The 18,529-nt window shown below is 69.2% G+C and carries 20 protein-coding genes and 1 pseudogene; 11 read left to right on the top strand and 10 right to left on the bottom strand.

Annotated elements, in window-relative coordinates; genetic code table 11:
• Positions 1–19 precede the first annotated feature (19 nt).
• Both ADL01_RS28980 and ADL01_RS28975 read right to left on the bottom strand, forming a co-directional pair.
• Positions 20–1,651, bottom strand: coding sequence for a penicillin-binding transpeptidase domain-containing protein (locus tag ADL01_RS28980; RefSeq protein ID WP_053744951.1), 1,632 nt, complete (start codon positions 1,649–1,651; stop codon positions 20–22).
• Positions 1,652–1,810: 159 nt separating this feature from the next.
• Positions 1,811–3,553 carry a dolichyl-phosphate-mannose--protein mannosyltransferase gene (locus ADL01_RS28975; RefSeq protein ID WP_053744950.1) on the bottom strand — a complete coding sequence of 581 codons (1,743 nt, stop codon included), beginning with the start codon at positions 3,551–3,553 and terminating at the stop codon, positions 1,811–1,813.
• Between the two features lie 62 nt (positions 3,554–3,615).
• Here ADL01_RS28975 and rsmI point away from each other — a divergent pair, with 62 nt between their 5' ends.
• From rsmI to ADL01_RS28945, 6 genes are all read left to right on the top strand, one after another.
• Positions 3,616–4,482: a 16S rRNA (cytidine(1402)-2'-O)-methyltransferase gene (gene rsmI / locus ADL01_RS28970; protein ID WP_053744949.1), complete on the top strand. Its 867-nt coding sequence runs from the start codon at positions 3,616–3,618 to the stop codon at positions 4,480–4,482.
• A 193-nt stretch (positions 4,483–4,675) separates the two neighbouring features.
• A complete protein-coding gene (locus ADL01_RS28965) occupies positions 4,676–5,065 on the top strand; it encodes a hypothetical protein (protein ID WP_053744948.1) in 390 nt (129 codons plus the stop codon).
• Positions 5,066–5,172: 107 nt separating this feature from the next.
• On the top strand, positions 5,173–6,051 hold the full coding sequence (locus ADL01_RS28960) for a TatD family hydrolase (protein ID WP_053744947.1): 879 nt from the start codon (positions 5,173–5,175) through the stop codon (positions 6,049–6,051).
• Between the two features lie 104 nt (positions 6,052–6,155).
• Positions 6,156–7,493 carry a resuscitation-promoting factor gene (locus ADL01_RS28955; RefSeq protein ID WP_053744946.1) on the top strand — a complete coding sequence of 446 codons (1,338 nt, stop codon included), beginning with the start codon at positions 6,156–6,158 and terminating at the stop codon, positions 7,491–7,493.
• A gap of 591 nt (positions 7,494–8,084) precedes the next feature.
• Positions 8,085–9,014 carry a class I SAM-dependent methyltransferase gene (locus tag ADL01_RS28950; RefSeq protein ID WP_234354829.1) on the top strand — a complete coding sequence of 310 codons (930 nt, stop codon included), beginning with the start codon at positions 8,085–8,087 and terminating at the stop codon, positions 9,012–9,014.
• A 451-nt stretch (positions 9,015–9,465) separates the two neighbouring features.
• On the top strand, positions 9,466–10,545 hold the full coding sequence (locus ADL01_RS28945; RefSeq protein ID WP_053745038.1) for an SGNH/GDSL hydrolase family protein: 1,080 nt from the start codon (positions 9,466–9,468) through the stop codon (positions 10,543–10,545).
• Positions 10,546–10,591: 46 nt separating this feature from the next.
• On the opposite strand, the pseudogene ADL01_RS46710 reads toward ADL01_RS28945, so the two are convergent.
• The 5 genes and pseudogenes from ADL01_RS46710 to ADL01_RS28925 form a co-directional block, all read right to left on the bottom strand.
• Positions 10,592–10,790: pseudogene (locus ADL01_RS46710) on the bottom strand (IS6 family transposase); the annotation flags it as partial.
• A gap of 306 nt (positions 10,791–11,096) precedes the next feature.
• Positions 11,097–11,507, bottom strand: coding sequence for a VOC family protein (locus tag ADL01_RS28940; RefSeq protein ID WP_053744945.1), 411 nt, complete (start codon positions 11,505–11,507; stop codon positions 11,097–11,099).
• 77 nt (positions 11,508–11,584) lie between these two features.
• Entirely contained in the window at positions 11,585–12,490 is a 906-nt protein-coding gene (locus ADL01_RS28935) for a hypothetical protein (RefSeq protein ID WP_053744944.1), read from the bottom strand.
• Positions 12,490–13,377 (bottom strand): hypothetical protein, encoded by an 888-nt coding sequence (locus ADL01_RS28930; protein ID WP_053744943.1) that lies wholly within the window; start codon positions 13,375–13,377, stop codon positions 12,490–12,492. The genes ADL01_RS28935 and ADL01_RS28930 overlap by 1 nt, the downstream gene beginning before the upstream one ends.
• Positions 13,378–13,464: 87 nt before the next feature.
• Entirely contained in the window at positions 13,465–13,932 is a 468-nt protein-coding gene (locus ADL01_RS28925; protein ID WP_053744942.1) for an ATP-binding protein, read from the bottom strand.
• A 224-nt stretch (positions 13,933–14,156) separates the two neighbouring features.
• On the opposite strand from ADL01_RS28925, the gene ADL01_RS28920 reads away from it, so the two are divergent.
• The 3 genes from ADL01_RS28920 to ADL01_RS28910 all read left to right on the top strand — a co-directional run bounded on the left by ADL01_RS28920 (position 14,157) and on the right by ADL01_RS28910 (position 15,838).
• Complete coding sequence (locus ADL01_RS28920) at positions 14,157–15,008, top strand: helix-turn-helix domain-containing protein (protein WP_053744941.1); 852 nt, start codon at positions 14,157–14,159, stop codon at positions 15,006–15,008.
• 8 nt (positions 15,009–15,016) lie between these two features.
• Positions 15,017–15,214: a DUF397 domain-containing protein gene (locus tag ADL01_RS28915; RefSeq protein WP_053744940.1), complete on the top strand. Its 198-nt coding sequence runs from the start codon at positions 15,017–15,019 to the stop codon at positions 15,212–15,214.
• 96 nt (positions 15,215–15,310) lie between these two features.
• Positions 15,311–15,838: a DUF6584 family protein gene (locus ADL01_RS28910; RefSeq protein ID WP_053744939.1), complete on the top strand. Its 528-nt coding sequence runs from the start codon at positions 15,311–15,313 to the stop codon at positions 15,836–15,838.
• A 145-nt stretch (positions 15,839–15,983) separates the two neighbouring features.
• On the opposite strand, the gene ADL01_RS28905 is transcribed toward ADL01_RS28910, so the two are convergent.
• From ADL01_RS28905 to ADL01_RS28895, 3 genes are read right to left on the bottom strand one after another with little or no spacing between them, the layout of a single operon-like run.
• Positions 15,984–16,199 (bottom strand): hypothetical protein, encoded by a 216-nt coding sequence (locus tag ADL01_RS28905; protein WP_053744938.1) that lies wholly within the window; start codon positions 16,197–16,199, stop codon positions 15,984–15,986.
• Entirely contained in the window at positions 16,196–16,435 is a 240-nt protein-coding gene (locus ADL01_RS28900) for a hypothetical protein (RefSeq protein WP_234354828.1), read from the bottom strand. The genes ADL01_RS28905 and ADL01_RS28900 overlap by 4 nt, the downstream gene beginning before the upstream one ends.
• Positions 16,432–16,632: a hypothetical protein gene (locus ADL01_RS28895; RefSeq protein ID WP_053744937.1), complete on the bottom strand. Its 201-nt coding sequence runs from the start codon at positions 16,630–16,632 to the stop codon at positions 16,432–16,434. Before ADL01_RS28895 ends, ADL01_RS28900 begins: the two co-directional genes overlap by 4 nt.
• 172 nt (positions 16,633–16,804) lie before the next feature.
• Between ADL01_RS28895 and ADL01_RS28890 the strand changes: the two genes are divergently transcribed.
• Positions 16,805–17,554, top strand: coding sequence for a DUF6879 family protein (locus tag ADL01_RS28890; protein ID WP_053744936.1), 750 nt, complete (start codon positions 16,805–16,807; stop codon positions 17,552–17,554).
• Positions 17,555–17,570: 16 nt separating this feature from the next.
• Complete coding sequence (locus tag ADL01_RS28885; RefSeq protein WP_053744935.1) at positions 17,571–18,419, top strand: helix-turn-helix domain-containing protein; 849 nt, start codon at positions 17,571–17,573, stop codon at positions 18,417–18,419.
• Positions 18,420–18,529: the final 110 nt, after the last annotated feature.

The raw sequence follows: 18,529 nt of genomic DNA, 5'->3' as shown, positions 1-18,529 counted from the left end.
CCGTCACGCGAGGGTGAGTTCAGTCGCCGGTCCGTAGCACGGCTGCGACAATCGGCCCGGCCGCGTCGCCGCCGTGACCGCCCTCCTGGGTCATGGCCGCCGCCGCGATGTCGCCCCGGAACCCGGTGAACCAGCTGTTGGACCTGGCCTGCCCGTCCACCTCGGCTGACCCCGTCTTCGCCCCGATGTCCCCGCTCAGCCCGGCCATGGCCCGCGCCGCGGTGCCCTGCGTCGCCGTCATCCGCATCATCTGCTTGAGCTGCGCGGACGTACTCGCCGGCAGGCCCTTCGCCGTCGCCAGCTCGCGCTTGTCCAGGTCCGGCGATACGAGGTACGGCTGCCGGAACTCACCCGTGATCGCCGTCGCCGTCACCGACGCCATGTTCAGCGGGCTCATCTGGACCTGGCCCTGGCCGATCGCGTTGGCCGCCCGGTCCGGGCCGGCGGAGGCGGGGACGCTGCCGTCGAAGGAGGTGATCCCGGTCTTCCAGTCGTCCCGCCCGAGCCCGAACCGCTCCTGGGCCTCGGTCGTCAGCGACTCGTCGGTGAGCGGCTTCGCCTCGGTGCCGTCGATCAGCTTGATGAAACCGGTGTTGCAGGAGCGCAGGAAGTCGTTCGCGAGGGTGGCGTTCTCGTTCGGAGCCATGCCCTTGAGGTTGCTGAAGGTCTGGCTCTTCCAGACCGCGGTCTGGGTGCAGGGCGCCGGCCCGTTCATCGAGGTCACGCCGTTGTCGATCAGCATCGCCGCCGTGACGATCTTCATCGTGGAGCCCGGCGCCAACGTGCCCTCGAAGGCCGCGTTGAACTGGTCCTTACGGTGGTTCGCGACCGCCAGCACCTCACCGGTGCTCGGCTGTACGGCGACCACGGACGACTCGGAGAACTTCAGCACCGCCTCCTCGGCGGCGGCCTGCGCGCTCGCGCTCAGCGTCGTCTCCAGCTTGCCCGGGGTGCCCTCGGCGAGGGTCACCAGTGAGGTGTCGGCGACGTTCGTGTCGGCGTGCCGGACCATCAGCTCGATGCCCGGCTTTCCGCCCGCCTTGTCGCCGTAGCGCGCCCGCAGGGTGTCCAGGACCGGCCCGAGGGAGGGGTACTTCTCCTTCGTCAGGACCTTGCCGTCCCGGTCCACGGCCTCGATCGGCGGGCTCCCGGCCTCCCCGGTGACCAGCGCGTCCCCGACGGCCCTGAGCCCGGGGTGGACGACCGACGGCTTCCAGTCGACGAGCGCCCGCCCGGTCGTCGTACCCCGGACGATGCGCAGGCTGCTCGTGTAGGCGAGGGGCTTGCTCCGGCCCTGGAAGGACACGGTGGCCTTCACCGAGAAGGGCACGGTCGCTCCGGTGGCCGTCCCGGGGGTGATCTTCACGCCGGTGATGTGCGCGGTGGCCTTGTAGTCACTGATCAGCGTGGTCGCGGGGGCCGCGTTGTCGGTGAGGTCGCCGGCGGCCTGCGCCTGCCCCTTCTCCCAGGCCGCGAAGAACTTCTCGCTGGTCTCCGCTATCTCGTCCTTCGACGGCGGCCCGGTCTTCACGGCCGGCGGCCCGCTGTCCTCGTTGAGCGCCGACACGATGTTGAACGTGCCGTATCCGGCTCCCCCGACCATCACCGTGAACACGGACCCGACGATGACGGCTTTGGCTCCCTTGCGCATGTGAGTTCCCTCCCCGTTGGCCACTGCACTGTAAGTGGCCCGAGGGGCTGCGGTGAGGGGTGTTTCCGCCTCTTGTCCCAACTGTTGTCCGAAGAATGATCAGAAGTGTGATCTGAAGACCGATCGGACCCTGATTCAGAACCTGGTTCGGGTCCTGCTTCAGACCCAGGTGTCCAGCCACATACGTGAACGCCATGAGTCGATGGGAATCGGCGTCCCCGTGTAGATGGGCCAGAAGTAGATGAAGTTCCACGCGATCAGCAGCACCAGCACGCCCGCGCCCGCCGCCCCCGCGACCCGGCGGCGTTCACTCGACCCCGGTGGGCCGACCATCGCGCCGATCATCATCGCCACGGCCAGGCACAGGAAGGGCAGGAAGACGACCGCGTAGAAGAAGAAGATCGTGCGCTCCTGGTACATGAACCAGGGGAGATAGCCCGCCGCGATCCCGCAGGCGATGGCGCCCGCCCGCCAGTCACGCCGCAGCAGCCAGCGGTACAGGACGTACAGGACCGCGAAGCAGGCCGCCCACCACAGCAGGGGCGTGCCCAGAGCCAGGACCTCGCGGGCGCAGCTCTGGCCCAGACCGGTGGGGCAGCCGCCCTTGCCGGGTTCGGGGGACTCGTAGAAGAAGGAGACCGGGCGGCCCAGGACGAGCCAGCTCCACGGGTTCGACTGGTAGTTGTGCGGGGTGTGCAGGCCCACGTGGAACTCGTACACCGCGTGCTCGTAGTGCCAGAGGCTGCGCCACCAGTCCGGCAGCAGCCACGACCAGCTGCTGCCCCGGCCCTCGGTCGCGGCCCAGTTGCGGTAGTAGCCGCCGGTGCCGTCGGACGGGGAGAGGATCCAGGCCGTCCAGGAGAGCAGATACGTGACGATGGCCACCGGGACCGTCGCCAGGAACGCCCAGCCCAGGTCGCGCTTGAGGACCGCCTCGTACGGGTGGCCGGCGCCGGCGACCTTGCGGGTGCCGACGTCCCACAGCACCGCCATCACACAGAACGCGGCCAGGATGTACAGGCCGTTCCACTTCGTACCGATGGCCAGGCCCAGCAGCAGCCCCGCGAGCCAGCGCCACGGGCGCACCCCGAAGCGTGTCGTCTCGGCGGTGTGCGCGTCCGGTCGTACGACACCGTCCGCGTCCGGCGGGAGCGCCGCCGCCAGTCGTTCGCGGGCCCTGTCGCGGTCGATGACCAGGCAGCCGAAGGCGGCGAGGACGAAGAACTGGAGGACGCCGTCGAGCAGCGCGGTGCGGCTCATCACGAAGGCCAGGCCGTCGACCGCCATCAGCGCGCCCGCCAGACAGCCCAGGAAGGTGGACCGGAAGAGCCGGCGGCCGACGCGGCACAGGATCAGGACCGACAGCGTGCCCAGCAGCGCCGTCATGAAGCGCCAGCCGAACGGAGTGAACCCGAACATCCATTCGCCGAGCCCGATGACGTACTTCCCGACGGGCGGATGCACGACATAGGCCGGGTCGGTCGGGATGGGGACGTGCCCGTTGTGCTGGAGGATCAGGTTGTTGACGTCCTTGTCCCAGTTGACCTCGAAGCCGCGGTGGATGATGCCCCACGCGTCCTTCGCGTAGTACGTCTCGTCGAACATCACCCGCTTGGGACTGCCCAGGTTCCAGAAGCGCAGCAGGCCCGCCAGGAGCGTCACCAGCAGCGGGCCGCCCCAGCCGGACCAGCGCGTGATCCGGTCGGTGAGGGTCGGCGGCAGTCCGAGGGCCGACCACAGCCGGGGACTCGGCTCGGTGTACGGCGGCACCAGCCGGTCCCGGACATCGCTTGTCGGCTTCGGCGTGTAGCCGTATCGGCGCAGCCGCTGCTGCCACGACGGCCGCTGCTCTGCCGAGGGGGAGCTTTGCCGGATGTCCGTGGAGGGCGCGGTACTGGTCACCGCGCCATCGTAGGGAACAGCGCTGTGTGCGTCCTGGGATAGGGCCCTGCGAGGATGGAAACGTGACAGGAACCTTGGTTTTGGCAGGCACCCCCATCGGCGACATCACGGACGCGCCGCCCCGGCTCGCGGCGGAACTGGCGGGCGCCGACGTCATCGCGGCCGAGGACACCCGGCGACTGCGCCGGCTCACGCAGGCGCTCGGCGTGCAGCCCAGGGGGCGCGTGGTGTCGTACTTCGAGGGCAACGAGGCCGCGCGCACCCCCGAACTCGTCGAGGCGCTGCTCGGCGGGTCGCGGGTGCTGCTGGTGACGGACGCGGGCATGCCGTCGGTGTCCGACCCCGGGTACCGGCTGGTCGCCGCCGCCGTGGAGAAGGACGTCAAGGTGACGGCCGTACCGGGTCCGTCCGCCGTGCTCACCGCGCTCGCGCTGTCGGGGCTGCCCGTCGACCGGTTCTGCTTCGAGGGCTTCCTGCCGAGGAAGGCCGGCGAACGCCTCTCCCGGCTCCGCGAGGTGGCCCAGGAACGCCGCACCCTCGTCTACTTCGAGGCCCCGCACCGCCTCGACGACACCCTCGCCGCCATGTCCGAGGTGTTCGGCACCGACCGACGGGCCGCCGTCTGCCGGGAGTTGACGAAGACGTACGAGGAGGTCAGGCGCGGCCCGCTGGCCGAGCTGGCGGAATGGGCGGCCGAGGGCGTACGGGGTGAGATCACCGTCGTCGTCGAGGGCGCCCCCGAGAAGGACGGCGGGGAGCTCGGCGCGGAGGAACTGGTGCGGCGGGTGCGGGTGCGGGAGGAGGCGGGGGAGCGGCGCAAGGAGGCCATCGCGGCCGTCGCGGCCGAGGTGGGGCTGCCCAAGCGGGAGGTGTTCGACGCGGTGGTGGCCGCGAAGAACGCCGGTGAGGCGATGCCGGTCACGCCATAGGCGCACAAAGCCATAGGCGTGCAAAGGGGAACGGCCAACGGCAAAGCGCAGCCCGCGAATTGGGGCTGTTCCCACAAGGAATGCCCAAAACGCCTTCAACAGTCGACAGGTCGGATGCCTTCCCGCCGGTAGAGGCGTCCACTGGTTCCCAGGGACGCTTCCGTCCTTTGTCCAGCGGACAAGAGGAGCTGGCATGAGCGAGATCACCGGCCACCGCGGTACGGCCACCGCCGTCGTTCACGAGTCGTATTCCTTCGCCTGCATGCGCTGCGGGCACGGCTGGGAACAGTCGTACGAGATCGAGCACCACGTCGACGCCGAGGGCGCCCAGACGGTCATGTACGTGGCGGACGGCAACGTCGTACCGTCCCCGCTGACCCGGCCCACCTGTCAGAACTGCGACGCCCACGTCGTGCGCATCATGCGGGCGGGGCAGGTGTCGTCGGTACAGAACTCGATGCACCGGCAGCGCTCGGCACCCGAGGCGGAGTCGGCCGTCGGCGGGGCGTCCGGGGCGCCGAAGGAAGACCATCACTGGCACCTCTCGGATCTCCTGCACCCCTTCCACCGCAAGGCGAGTTAGGCTCCGCCGGCTGGGCGGTTCTTCTCTGCGGGCCGGTGGGGGCTGGTCGCGCAGTTCCCCGCGCCCCTCAGGGGCGCGGGCTTTGCGCCCTTCGTAGGATCAGGGGCATGTCTGCCAAGTCCCCAGCCGTCGAAGCGCCGCCGCTGCCCGAACCCCTGCGGGTGGCGGTCGCCGACTCCCACACCCACCTCGACATGCAGTCCGGCACCGTCGCGGAAGGCCTCGCCAAGGCCGCGTCGGTCGGGGTGACGACGGTCGTCCAGGTCGGCTGCGACCTCAAGGGCTCCCGGTGGGCCGCCGACACGGCGGCCACGTACGAGAGCGTGCACGCGACCGTCGCCCTGCACCCGAACGAGGCCCCCCGCATCGTCCACGGCGACCCCGATGGCTGGTCCCGGCAGGGCGCGCGGGTGCCCGGCGGGGACGCGGCCCTCGACGAGGCGCTCGCGGAGATCGACCGGCTCGCCGCGCTTCCGCAGGTCAAGGGCGTCGGCGAGACGGGACTCGACTACTTCCGAACCGGACCCGACGGCAAGGCGGCCCAGGAGCGGTCCTTCCGGGCGCACATCGAGATCGCCAAACGGCACGGCAAGGCCCTCGTCATCCACGACCGGGACGCGCACGCCGACGTCCTGCGGGTGCTGAAGGAGGAGGGCGCCCCCGAGCGGACCGTCTTCCACTGCTACTCCGGCGACGCGGAGATGGCCCACGTCTGCGCCGCGAACGGCTACTTCATGTCCTTCGCCGGGAACATGACCTTCAAGAACGCCCAGCCCCTGCGCGACGCGCTCGCCGTGGCCCCCCTGGAACTGGTCCTCGTCGAGACGGACGCCCCCTTCCTCACCCCGGCGCCGTACCGGGGCCGGCCCAACGCTCCGTACCTCATTCCGATCACCCTGCGCGCGATGGCCGAGGTGCGGGGCATCGACGAGGACACGCTCGCGACGGCCATCGCGACGAACACCGCACGCGCCTTCGATTACTGACGCACACTCACGTCTGTTGACGCTCCGTAGCCGCGTCGCTTTGGAGAGTGACGGCCACTCCGCTAGGTTCTGGTGCTCGTCGCCGGAACCTGGAGCGTGTCGTCGTGAGCAGTTCGCCGTACGAGACGTACAGCCCCGCCAGTGGGCCCGAGCAGCCATCGCCGTACGGGGGGTACGACCCGCACACCGCCGAGACGGTGGCGTACGGGCTGCTGCCGTACGAGGACACGTACCGGCCCGCCTACGAGCCGTCGGCGCCGCAGCTGTCGCCCACGCTGCCCCAGCAGCAGATGACGGGCGGGCGCGTCCGTGAGGGGCGGGGGGCCAGGCGCCGCAAGGGATCCGAACGGCCCGACGCCCTCCGGCGTTTGCTGCCGCAGGCACTCGTCGTGGCCTTCCTGGCGGGTGGTACGACGGCCTTCGTCGCCAAGGACAAGGCGATCGAACTGAGCGTCGACGGCAAGCCGCGCACCCTGCACACCTTCGCCGACGACGTCACCGAACTGCTGGCCGACGAGGGGGTCGCGGTCGGCGCCCACGACGTCGTCGCCCCCGCGCCGGGTACCGCACTGGCCAGCGGCGACGAGGTCCGCGTCCACTACGGGCGACCCGTACGCATCACTCTGGACGGTGAACGCCGTGAGGTGTGGACGACGGCACACACGGTGGAGGAAGCACTCACCCAGCTCGGGGTGCGCGCCGAGGGCGCATACCTCTCACTCGCGCGCTCCCAGAAGATCGGCCGCCATGGACTGGCCATCGACGTCCGCACCGAGCGCTCGGTGACGATCATGGCGGACGGCCGGGCCCGCACGATCCGTACGAACGCGGCGACCGTCGGCGAGGCGGTCGAGGAGGCCGGGATCACCCTGCGCGGCGAGGACACCATCTCGGTGATCCCCGAGAGCTTCCCGCGCGACGGCCAGACGGTGACGGTGCTGCGCGTGACGGCCTCCAAGGAGGTACACGAGGAGCCGATCCCCTTCGACGTGCGGCGCACCCGGGACGCGACCCTGTTCAAGGGCACGGAGATCGTCGACCAGACGGGCCGCCCGGGTCTGCGCCGGGTCACCTTCGCCCTGCGCGCGGTCAACGGAGTGAAGGAGAAGCCACGCCGGGTGCGTACGGAGACGGTGCGCGAGCCTCGGGCCCAACTGGTGAGGGTCGGCTCGAAACCCCTGCCGACCTCGGTACACGGGGCGGACCATCTGGACTGGGGATCACTGGCGGCCTGCGAGTCCGGGGGGCGCCCGAACGCGGTGGACCCGTCGGGAACGTACGGCGGCCTCTACCAGTTCGACACGCAGACGTGGCAGCACCTGGGGGGCTCCGGGCGGCCACAGGATGCCACGGGGGCGGAACAGACGATGCGCGCGAAGAGGCTGTATGCGAAACGGGGGGCGGGGCCTTGGCCGCATTGTGGGGGGCGGTTGCACGGCTAGGCCGCCGTGGCCCGGAGGCCCCTTCGGGCCCGCACCCTCCCCTCCATCACGACACCACGTCGTAGACCGCCACCCCCAGGACGAGGAGGACCAGGGCCAGGACGACCCCGCAGGTGAGGCGGAACCGGAATCTGCTCCAGAACTCCGCCCGCCGGCCTCCAGTACGGCGACCCGTCCTGACCCCAGCACCACCCCAGCACCACCGAGGCGGCGCCCCCGGGACAACACCCTGCGGCCCCCCCCGCGCACCCGGGGGTGGTTAGTAGTAATGGGTCGGCCCCCCCCCGTACGTCCCCCGCCCCCCCCCGCCGTACCGGCGGGTGCGGACATCCGCGCGATGAGCGGTTCCCGGAAGCCAATCCTTACGCACCGGCCACAGCTCGGCGATCTGGCGGCTGTTCAGCCAGGGTTCCTCGTCGGGAGCCGCCTCGGGTGCTCCCGGATCCGGCGTCGTCGGCATACTGCCCCCTCAATGCGGCAAACCACCCGTACCCATCCACCTCTCCGCATGGTGACAGAGCGTCTGCGGCGCCACCAGAGGGACGTCGGCATGGCCACCGACGCCGACAACGAGAGGATCCGGTGACGGCGATGCCCGACCAGCCCGACCAGCCCGACCAGCCCGACCAGTCCGGCCTGTTCTACTACGACGCTGAACTGCGCCTGCACAACGAACACTTCCGGGCCGCTGCCCGCGTGGGCGCTCACGACCGTGTGCTCGACATCGGCTGCGGCACGGGACTGTCCACACGCGAGGCCGCTCGCGCCGCCGTCACCGGAAGCGCGGTCGGCGTCGATCTCTCCGCGCCCATGCTGGAACGGGCCCGCCGCCTCAGCGACGACCAGGGCCTGACCGACGTGACCTTCCAGCAGGCGGACGCCCAGGTCCACGACTTTCCCCCGGGGGGCTTCGACCTGTGCATCAGCAGGTTCGGCACGATGTTCTTCACCGACCCGGTCGCCGCGTTCACCAACATCGGAGGTGCTCTGTGGTCGGGGACACGTCGGGTGCCGCTGGTCTGGCAGGAACGTGCCCGCAACGAGTGGGCCACCGCGATCCGCCGGTCCCTCACCACCACGTCAGCCGCATCGCAGGGCCCCGACGCGTTCTCACTGGCCGACCCGGCCGTAACGGAAGGCATCCTGGCGGCAGCCGGCTTCACGGACGTCGGCTTCACCGACGTACACGAGCCCGCGTACTACGGCCAGGACGGTCCTGCGGCGCCGATCCAGCATGACCCGCGCCCAGTTGTACGGCGGGGGCCCGGTCTTGATGTGGCGTCGGCTGTCTTTGCGGCCGAGTTCGACCGGCCGTCAAATCGCTCGTACCGTTCATCGGCGAGTTCAAAAGGCGTTCGGGGTCGAGCAGATCTGCCGTGTGCTGTCCAACTCCGCAGAAAAAGCCAGGCTGGTTTAACCTTCAGCGTTTGCATTCCGCGACCGGCGTCGTTCCGCCCGCCGAACGCAAGGGCAATTACTACGCTCAACCAGCTCCAACCGGCGGCCGGACCCAACCCGTAGAGCCTCAACTGATCCCGGAGTGGTTCAGTGCGTGCAGGTGGGAGGGGCTGCCGAGCGGAGGATTCAGCCTCAGTCGATCACTCAGTGAATGGTTACCAGCGGGTCCGGTCACCAATTCCCGGCCGACCGAGCCCTTCTGTTGATTACGAGTGTCATTGTGACCTTCCCTTTATCGGTCCCCATGCCCAAGTCCGTGTCGCCCTTGCTAGGTTGATGCCCACACCTCCGAAGCGAAGTCGGGCAGATCCCGCAGTCTCACGGAGGCGTGCCCCCCATGCCTTTATCGAGGCCTTCTTCGGGTGCCCGAAAACCGTAGCGGCTGAATTCCCGCTGCCCTCCAGCCGCACTTCACGCCGCGTCCTTCGGGCGTTCACCCCCCCCAGCAACTGGAAAGTGCACATAAGTGATGAGACCCCTTCTGAGTGTCGGCTCCCGGCTGACTGTCGCTGCCATGACGATCGTGCTGGGCACGCCCGGACTGGCCACCGCCGACGGGGCGGCCGACGGCAAGGACGCGACGTACTACATCTCGCTCGGCGATTCCCTGGCCTCTGGCTACCAGCCGGACGTCGACAAGGACACCGACGTCGCCTACACCGACCAGCTGTACACGCAGCTCAAGCAGCGCACTCCCGGGCTGAAGCACATACGTCTGGGCTGCACCGCTGAGACCACCGAGTCTCTGCTCAAGGGCGGCAAGTGTGACTACCCGAACGCCAAGTCCCAACTGGACGCCGCACTGAAGGCCATGGCCCAGCACCACGGCAAGGTCGCCTACGTGACCCTCAGCGTGGGCGCGAACGACATCCTGCTCAACTGCGTCAGCCCGGCCGGCACCCTCGACGGGGCGTGCCTGAACAGCCGGAGCCAGACCATGGCGACCAACCTCGCCCAGATCGCCGGCGCGCTGCGCAAGGCGGGCGCGAAGGACACCCAGTTCGTGGGTTCGACGTACTACAACCCGTTCCTGGCGGCCTGGTTGCTGGGTGCCGCGGGGCAGCAGGCCGCCAAGGAGTCGGCACCTCTGCTCGAGGCCGCCAACACGGGGATCAGCCAGGTCTACAAGTCCACCGGCTTCAAGGTGGCGGACCTGCCCGGGACCTTCTCCTCAAACGACTTCACCACCCAGGTGAACGTACCCGGCGCGGGCGAGGTGCCGGCGAACGTGGCCAAGATCTGCCAGCTGACCTGGGCGTGCACGAAGAAGGATCCCCACCCCAACGCCGAAGGCCACAAAGTGATCGCGGGCGCCTTCGCGGCGGAGCTCGCCAGGAACGACGCGCCCGCTCCTAGCGCGACCCCGGCCCCGACCCCGAGCGAGTCGGCCACGAACGACGCGCCCGCTGCGGGCGCGACCCCGACCCCGAGCGAGTACACGGGGGCGAACGACCCGACCACGAACGGAGATCTCGCCGAGACCGGCGCGTCGAGCAGTACTCCCGTCCTCGCGGGTGCCGGTCTCGCGGTCGTGGCGGCCGGCGCCGCCGCGGTCTACTTCGCGCGCAGGCGCCGTACGGTCGAGGAGGGCTGACGCATAGTCAGTTCATGCTGACCCGAGCAGCGGGCCGCTCGCGGTGTCGCGGGCGGTCTGCTCGGGCTCGGCCACGGGCGCACCAGCGGCGCACCGTCTCGTAGGAGACGACGATCCCGCGCTCGACCATCAGCTCCTCGACCTCGCGCAAACGACAGCGGGAAGCGGAAGTACAGCCACACGCAGTGGGAGGTCACCTCGACCGGGTACCGGTGCCCCTTGTACGACAGCGACACGGCCTCCACGGACAGCCCCCTCCAGCACGATCAACCAGAAGATCATTTCACCCGGCTAACCAACGTGACAGCGCCGAACCGTCTGCTCAGCCGCGAACGCGCCGCCGTCGAGCACGGCTTCGCCAACCTCAAGACCTGGCGCATCCTCACCAAGGTCCGCATCCATCCTCCTGCGGGCCCTCCTCGTCCTCGCGAACACCGAGATCCAGAGGTGACCGACGATCTCCCCAGGACGATCACGATGCTGACCGGCACGAGTCCGTCATCCCCGACCCACACCAGCCCCGTGACCTGCGAGATCAGGATGAAAGTCTCTCAATGGCCGCCGCCATTGCTGTCGCGCAGCGCCAGCCACTCCTGCAGCTCGATCAGGTTCCCTTCCGGGTCCTCCAGGTAGGCGACCCGTATCCGGTCGCCCATCGGAGCCGGTTCCCGGACGAAATCCGCCCCGCGCGAGGTGAGTTCGGCGTGGGCGGCGTCCAGGTCGTCCACCCGCAGCACGACCAGCGCGCGGTACCCCTCCGGCTCCGCCCCCAGCCGCTCGAGCACGCCGGCCAGCTGCGCCCGGTCCTGCAGTGCGATCGCGGCGTGTCCGGTGTCGGGGCTGAGCTTGGCGTACGGGCCGCTCTCGGCCTCGAACTGCGGCTTGAGCCCGAGGACGTCCCGGTAGAAGCGGTAGACGGCGGGGAAGTCGGACACCAGCAGGCGTATCTGGGTGAGTTCCATACGGATCTTTCTAGACCGGCCCCGGCTCCGGTTCCGGCTCGATCGCGATCCTTAAGCGAACCTTGACGGAGCCGTGTTCAGCGTTGCGGGATGAGCTGTACGCGGATGTCGTCCGCGTACGGAAGGACGATCGTCTGGTCCCGGCCGAGTTGCCACTGCGGGGTGACCAGGAACAGCCGTCCGCCGGACGCCAGCAACAGCCGGAATCCCCGGTAGCGGTGGCGGTACTCCCGCCCGCTCTCGCCGGGCTTCCCGAGCTGGATCGGGGTCACCCCGGTCGGCAGCCCCTCCAGCGGTTCCTTGGAGTCGATGACGACCTCGGGGCGGCGACCGAGAGCGGTGACGTCCTCCTCGCCCCGGCCCCTGCCGTACGCCCACGCCAGCTGCGTGGATGCCCAGAACAGCCCGGCCACACCCAGCGCGAGTACGCACATCACACCGTTCCTGGCCATACGTTGCGACAGCAGCGGGCTCCCGCGCCGGCGGCCGTAGATCCAGACCCCGTACGCCACCGCCGCAGGTCCGAACGCCAGGGCCAGCGGCACGATGCCGAACTTCACGCTCGTGTCGGAGCTCTGGACGAACATGCCGATGAGCGCCTCGCCGATCAGGATGACGCCGACGAGGACGAAGCCGTACGCGAGGAGGAGGGCGGCGGACGCGTCGCCGCCCGCGTCGCGGGCCAGCACCCAGGTGACGAGGGCGTGGATCGCCACGAGCGCCATGACCCCCAGGAAGATCATCGCCGCCGGGACGAAGACGACCTCCATTCCGTCCAGCATCAGGCCCTGGTTGGACCGGCCGGTCATGTCCACGGGGACGCCGAAGTAGTCGTAACGCGCGCGGGTGGCGACGTAGCCGAAGTAGATCAGCAGCGCGGTCGCCAGCGTCGTCGGACCGAGTGCCTCCGCGAGGTGCCGGACCCGGGCGGAGACGGGCTGCTGGTCGGAGGGCTCGGGCGGCGGCGTGGGGGCGGCCGTCATCACTGCTCCGGGGGGCTGGGGGTGGTCGGGGTGCCGCCGGGGGGTGGGTTGACGGGCTGGGGTGGATTGCCGGGATCGGTGTCGTCCGTCGGGGGTGTGTCGGGGGGTGTGCCCCCGACGTCGAGGCCCGTGGGGAGAGGAGCGCTCTCGCCGGAGATCGACACGGGGTTCTGGGGACTCGGGGGTGGACCGCCCGCCTCCGACGCGTGATCGCACGGATTGATCTTGGCGTTGTCGCAGACGAAGGTGTAGCTGGCCACTGCCCCCACGGTGTAGTGCCCGTGGGCTCCTGGCCCGAGGACCGCTCCCGCCTGGCACTGTTTGCCCTCGATCAGCCGGAGGCCGTCGCACGGGGGGTCCGCGTCATCGTCTTGCTGTCCGTCGCAGTGGGCGGCGTTGTCGGAGCTGATCGTCGGATCGCCCGCTCCGCGGACCTTGGTGAAGGAGACGCCTGTGATGCGGGCGGGGGTGGACGTCTTGTTGATGAAGGTCACACATCCGTCGCCGTTGCCGTTGCCGTCGATGCGTAGGCCGTTCACGCTGATCGACCGCTTGTCCCCGCCAGGAGTCTTGCCCCCGCCCGGCGTGCGACCCCCGTCACCGGTCGTGCTCCCGGTCGTCTGTCCGGAGCCTGTCGTCTGCCCGGATCCCGCGGTCTGCCCGGATCCCGTGGTCTGGCCGGTGCCCGTTGTCGTCCCCGACGCCGTCGTTCCGCCGTCCGTGGCATCTGAAGCCGCCGTGGAACGGGCCGCCGAGGTGTCGGTGCCACTGCCACTCGTGTTCTGACTTCCGGTGGTGGCCGACTTGACCAGCCATACGACCCCGAGCACCGCGATCAGACCGAGGACCGTGGCCATCACAGCGAGACGGGTACGTGAAGTGGTCATAATCGGACAGTAGGGCAGGTTATCAACTCTTTCCTCCCGGGTTACTCCACAGGGCCTCACCAGGAGTCCCGCATGGGGCGGGTACGGCTAGGCCGCCGGTAGGGGTGCTGCCGGACCACTGCCGCCGACATCGCCGGCGCCGAGTTCGCACCACACGAACTTGCCGCGATTCCCGAACCGGCTCAGCGGCTGCCACCCCCACACATCGGCGCAGGCCCGCACCATCCCCATCCCGCGCCCGTCCTCCGACTCGGTGAGCTGCCCCAACTCCTGCGGCGGCTCCGGCGGTCGGGGGTCCGCGTCCCAGGCCCCGATCCGCAGGACACCGGCCGACCAGCGCACGCGCAGGGCGGCGGGGCCTTTGGTGTGGCGTACGGCGTTGGACACCAACTCCGAGGCGAGGAGTTCGGCCAGATCGAGGTAGCCGGTCAGTCCGTGCGTGGTCAGGATCAGGCGGAGGGTGCGGCGGCTGATGGTGACGGCGCGGAGGTCGTTGGGGATGTACAGGGAGTACTCCCAGGACTCGGGGTCGGTTTCCTTCTCGGATGCGGGCATGCGTCAACTCCCGTTCGGTGGTGGGGGGTTGCGGTCGGCGGGCGGTGGCGTGCCGCAGTCGTCGCGGCAGGGCGGAGCGGTGCGCTTCCGGGGGCCCGGGGTTCCGCAGGGTGTGCGTTGCGTCACCGACGGTAGACCTTAGATTTAAGAATCGGCAAGCTGGTCGCGTAATCTGACCCCCGAACGAGTTGCACTCGCACGTTCGTTGAGCCGAGGAGCGGTCGATGGGGACCAAGCGCGAACCAACCGCGCGTCAGATGCGTCTGGCAGTCGAATTGCGCAGGCTCCGCGAGGCCGCAGGCCTCAGCGCGCGGGAATCAGCGGCGCTGCTCGGCGTCAACTCCGTTCAGATCAGCCAGATCGAGTCCGGGGTGTCTGGCGTGAGCGAGCAGCGGCTGCGAAGGCTCGCGGCCCACTACGCGTGTACGGACGAGTCGCTCATCAATGCCCTGGCGTCGATGGCGGCCGACCGGACGCGCGGGTGGTGGGAGGAGTATCGAGGCCTGTTGCCGACCTCGTTCCTTGACCTGTCCGAACTGGAACACCATGCCACCCACAGGTGGGACGTGGACTTCCTGCACATCCCCGGCCTCCTCCAGATCGAGGACTACTCCCGGGCGCTCTTCTCCCGTCGGGTCCCAGAACTCCCCGAGAGCGAGCTTGAGTTGCGCGTCCTGCACCGAATGCAGAGACGCCTTGTCATCGAGGAGGCGCAGCCGATCCCGTACGAAGCGCTGGTCCATGAGGCTGCGTTGCGCATCAACGTCGGAGGCCGTGCCACATCGCGGGCTCAGCTCGCTCGCATCCTGGAGCTCTCCGAAGCAGACCACGTCACCGTGCGTGTCATCCCCTTCGCGCTGGACGACTTCGCCGACATCACAGCAGACATGGTCTATGCCGGAGGTGTGGTTCCCAGGCTGGACACCGTGGTGCGCGACGGCCCTCACGGCGCCCTCTTCATCGACTCCGAAGCTCAACTCGCAGTCTTTCGAACCCTCTTCCGTAGAGTGGAGGCGGTGTCACTCGAACCGGAACGGTCGCGTGACTTCATCCACAGGCTGGCCAAGGAACTGTGAGGCGTCCGGTGACCATCCCCGAGAACTGGCGGAAGTCTTCCTACTCGGGAAGCGGCGACGGCAACGCCTGCCTGGAGATCGCCAACTCACGCACCCGCATAGCCGTCCGCGACTCAAAGGCCCCCGCCCGAGCGCCCCTCACCTTCCCCGTCGGCGCTTTCGCCCCCTTCGTCGAGTTCGTCAGGGCGTCCGTGGACGCGGGTTGACCTTCCCCTCGTGGGGTGCGGATCGCGCCGGCCGGCTGCGTATCCCGCAACAAAAGTCGGTCGACGCAGATCAGTGCGGTACCCGATCATGCGTTCATGCCCCTGACAGAGACCCTCGCCCGAGTCGACGCGGACCTGGCCGCCGGCCGGGTACCCGTCGCGCGACAGCGTTTGCGTGGCCTCGTCTCGTCCTTCCCGTACGACTTGACGCTCCGCCGACGTCTGGCCGAGGTGTACCGGCTCTACGGCGACCCCGCCGAGGCCGGACGCTGGATGTACCTCGACGAGGACCGCGACGCTGACGAGACCGCCGCCTTCGAGGCGCGGTACGGGTCTCCCGGGCGGCGGATGAAGGCCCTCGCCTGGCACGGCCCCGAGGCGACGGCTGCCACCGCCTTCGCGGAGGGCCAGCTCGTCGCGGTACGCACCGCCTGCGCCGAGGAACTGGGGCACCCCGTCGCCTGGGACGACCCGGATTCCTACCGGGAGGGCCTGGAAGAGGAGTCCGAGGAGCCCTCCGCGCCGTGGTCGGTGAGCGGTGTACTGGCGGGCGTCGGCTGCCTGGTGGGGGCCCTCGCGTTCGTTGCGATCTGGGTGAATGGAGTCGTGGCCCTCTTCGGCTGAGTCAGTTCACCAGGCCCGAGGAGGACGGCCACCATGCCTGGGGTGCTCACTCGTCACCCTTCGCGATCTGGATCTGGATCTGGTTGAGCGGCACATCCCATTCCGTGAGAGCGGCGGAGGTTCCCGCGACGTCCCCCGCGACGGCCTACGCGCTCCGGGGCGGTGACTCCGGGACGCCCACCAGCAGCTCATCACCCGCCCGCAAACGGTCCGTGCCACCCTCCTCCCAGGTGACGACCACGAACAGCCCGCCCATCGCGCCGATGTCGGTTCTGGTGGCCCTCACCGTGCGCCACTGCCCCTCATAGCCGATGTGGTCACCAGGGCCGAGGAGGGCAGCCACTTTGGTCGGCGTCGTCACGGCTGCGCTTCAGCGGGCCGGATACGGGCCAAGGGCGCGTCCCACTCGATGCCGCCCCCCTTCGGCCGCACGTAGGCGGTTCGGCTGAGGAGCTTGCCGGACTCCTTCAGGCGTTCCTCGATCACGCCGACGAGTTCGCCGGTCCGGTCGTGCCGCGTGTCCTCGACGAGTGTCCCGGGTGGGTAGGGCAGTTCGCCGTGGCTGAGCATCGTCGGGGGCTTGTCGTAGGGGGTCACTCGCGGCCCCCTCGCTGAAGCGCTTCCGCCAGGCGCACGGCCACGTCGGCACGCACACGACCCAGCTCGACCAGCCGCAGTTGCGGGGATGCGGGGTCGATCCGCAGGGAGGGCAGGACGATGCCGACCTCGGTCAGTGCTGCTCTGAGGGACTCCATCGCCGCGACGGGGTCGGTGTCAGGTTTCTTCGTGGGCATGAACGGGACGTTAGGGACGAGCGGTTAGGGCGCACTACGGTGTTTTCTCGTTTTTTCTCGTCCGGGGACTGGCTTTCCTCTTTCTTTCTCCTAAGGTCGGATGCACGCTGTAGTCCGTGATGTACGGCCCGCGCATCCTGGAGTGGTCCGCAACCACGAGAGGACCACAACCATGCGACTGCGTTTCACCGGTACCGACAGCAAGGTCGGCAACTGCCCGGCATTGCACGAGAGTCTGGACACGCCAGAGGTCGTGGTGCAGGGCAGGCCGCTGACCAACCCCGAAGACCTTGCTCAGTTGCACCACTTCGGCGCCGGAGAAGCGGCGGTCGTCGTACCGCGCGAACTGCTTGTGAACTGGGCGCCGAAGGAGATCAACCCGATGCCCGAGGTGATTGACGCGGACGAGTTCGCCCGTCTGTTCAGGGACTTCGAGCACAGCGCATGGCACCTGGAGACCAGGCGGGGCTACGCGTCGGACCGTGACGAGACGTTCGACGAGTTCCTCAAGACCGGCGTCGTGGTGTGGGAGCCCGACATGGCCGGCGAGTGGCACCAGAACATCCGGCGCCAGGTCGACCTGGGTAAGGCCATCGGGCGGGTACGGGTCGTCGACAATCCGCCCACTGACGGACAACGGTTCCTGCTCGGCTACGCGGCGTGCAACGCCGCCACAGGTGAGGACGCCCGCTGTCTGTGGCGGTCGGATGCTGAGCGGCTGCGGCTGCTCGAAGAGGACTTCTGGATCTTCGATTCGCGCCTTGTCGTGGTGCTGCACTTCAATGATGCCGACGAACTGACCAGCTACGAAGCCAAGACGGAGCCCGCCGAAGTCGTGCGGTATGCCATCGCGCGTGACGCCGCCCTGCATCACGCCGTCCCATACGACCAGTTCGCGGCGCAGGTAGCCGCCATGGAATAGGAGCAGACGCGTACCGGTGACCGACTATCAGCAGGCGCGCGAGGCGCTCGGCGCGCGTTTGAGGGGGCTCAGGTTCACCGCCGCTGGTGGGCAGATCACCGGTACGCAGCTCGCCGCGCGGCTGGGCTGGCCCGTCTCGAAGGTCAGCAAGCTGGAGCACGGACGGCAGACCGCCACACAGAGAGACCTCAGGGCGTGGGTCGACGCGACCGGGCAGCCCGAGGCTTACGGCGAACTGGTAGGCCGGCTCGCAGGGTTCGAGACCCATATCCGCTCATGGCGCCGCCAGCTGGCGGCAGGGCAGAGCCCGGTGCAGGAGAACTGGGCAACAGAGACCGCCCGCTCGCGGGTCATCCGAGTATGGGAAGAATCCACGGTCACAGGGCTGCTCCAGACGGCCGATTACGCGCGGGCGGTACTCACCCGGTACGCACAGCTGCACGGCTCCACGACCGACACTGAGGAAGCTGTACGGGTCAGGATGCGGCGGCAGGACTGGCTGTACACATCAGGTCATCGGCTGCGGGTCGTCATGTGGGAAGCCGCGTTGCGCGTCCTCGTCTGTCCGCCCTCCGTGCTGGTCGCCCAGCTCGACCGGCTCGCGGGGGCCATCGGAATGGACACCGTTGAACTGGGGATCATTCCGCTCTCGGCCTCCGTGAAGATCCCGCCCGGAAACAGCTTCTGCATCCTGGACGACCGGGTCGTCTCGGCGGAGGACTGGCACGCCGAGCTGTGGCTGGACGACGCCGACAACATCGCCTTGTACGCGAAGGTCTGGAAGACCCTGAGCGAATCCGCCGTGTACGGAACCGACGCCCACAACGTCATCAACGCGGCCAGGCGGGCGCTGAGACCACATTGAGGTGGGGAGGGGACCCATCGACGTTACTCGTACGTAGGTTCTAATCCTGTCGCCGTGGCTTTCGGCGCGACTCCCCCGCCGCCCCTACCCAGCCCCCGCCCCCGCCCACC

It is taken from the genome of Streptomyces sp. NRRL WC-3618 (genome assembly GCF_001280005.1).
Lineage (GTDB): Bacteria > Actinomycetota > Actinomycetes > Streptomycetales > Streptomycetaceae > Streptomyces.
This window is presented reverse-complemented; position numbering and strand designations above follow the sequence as displayed.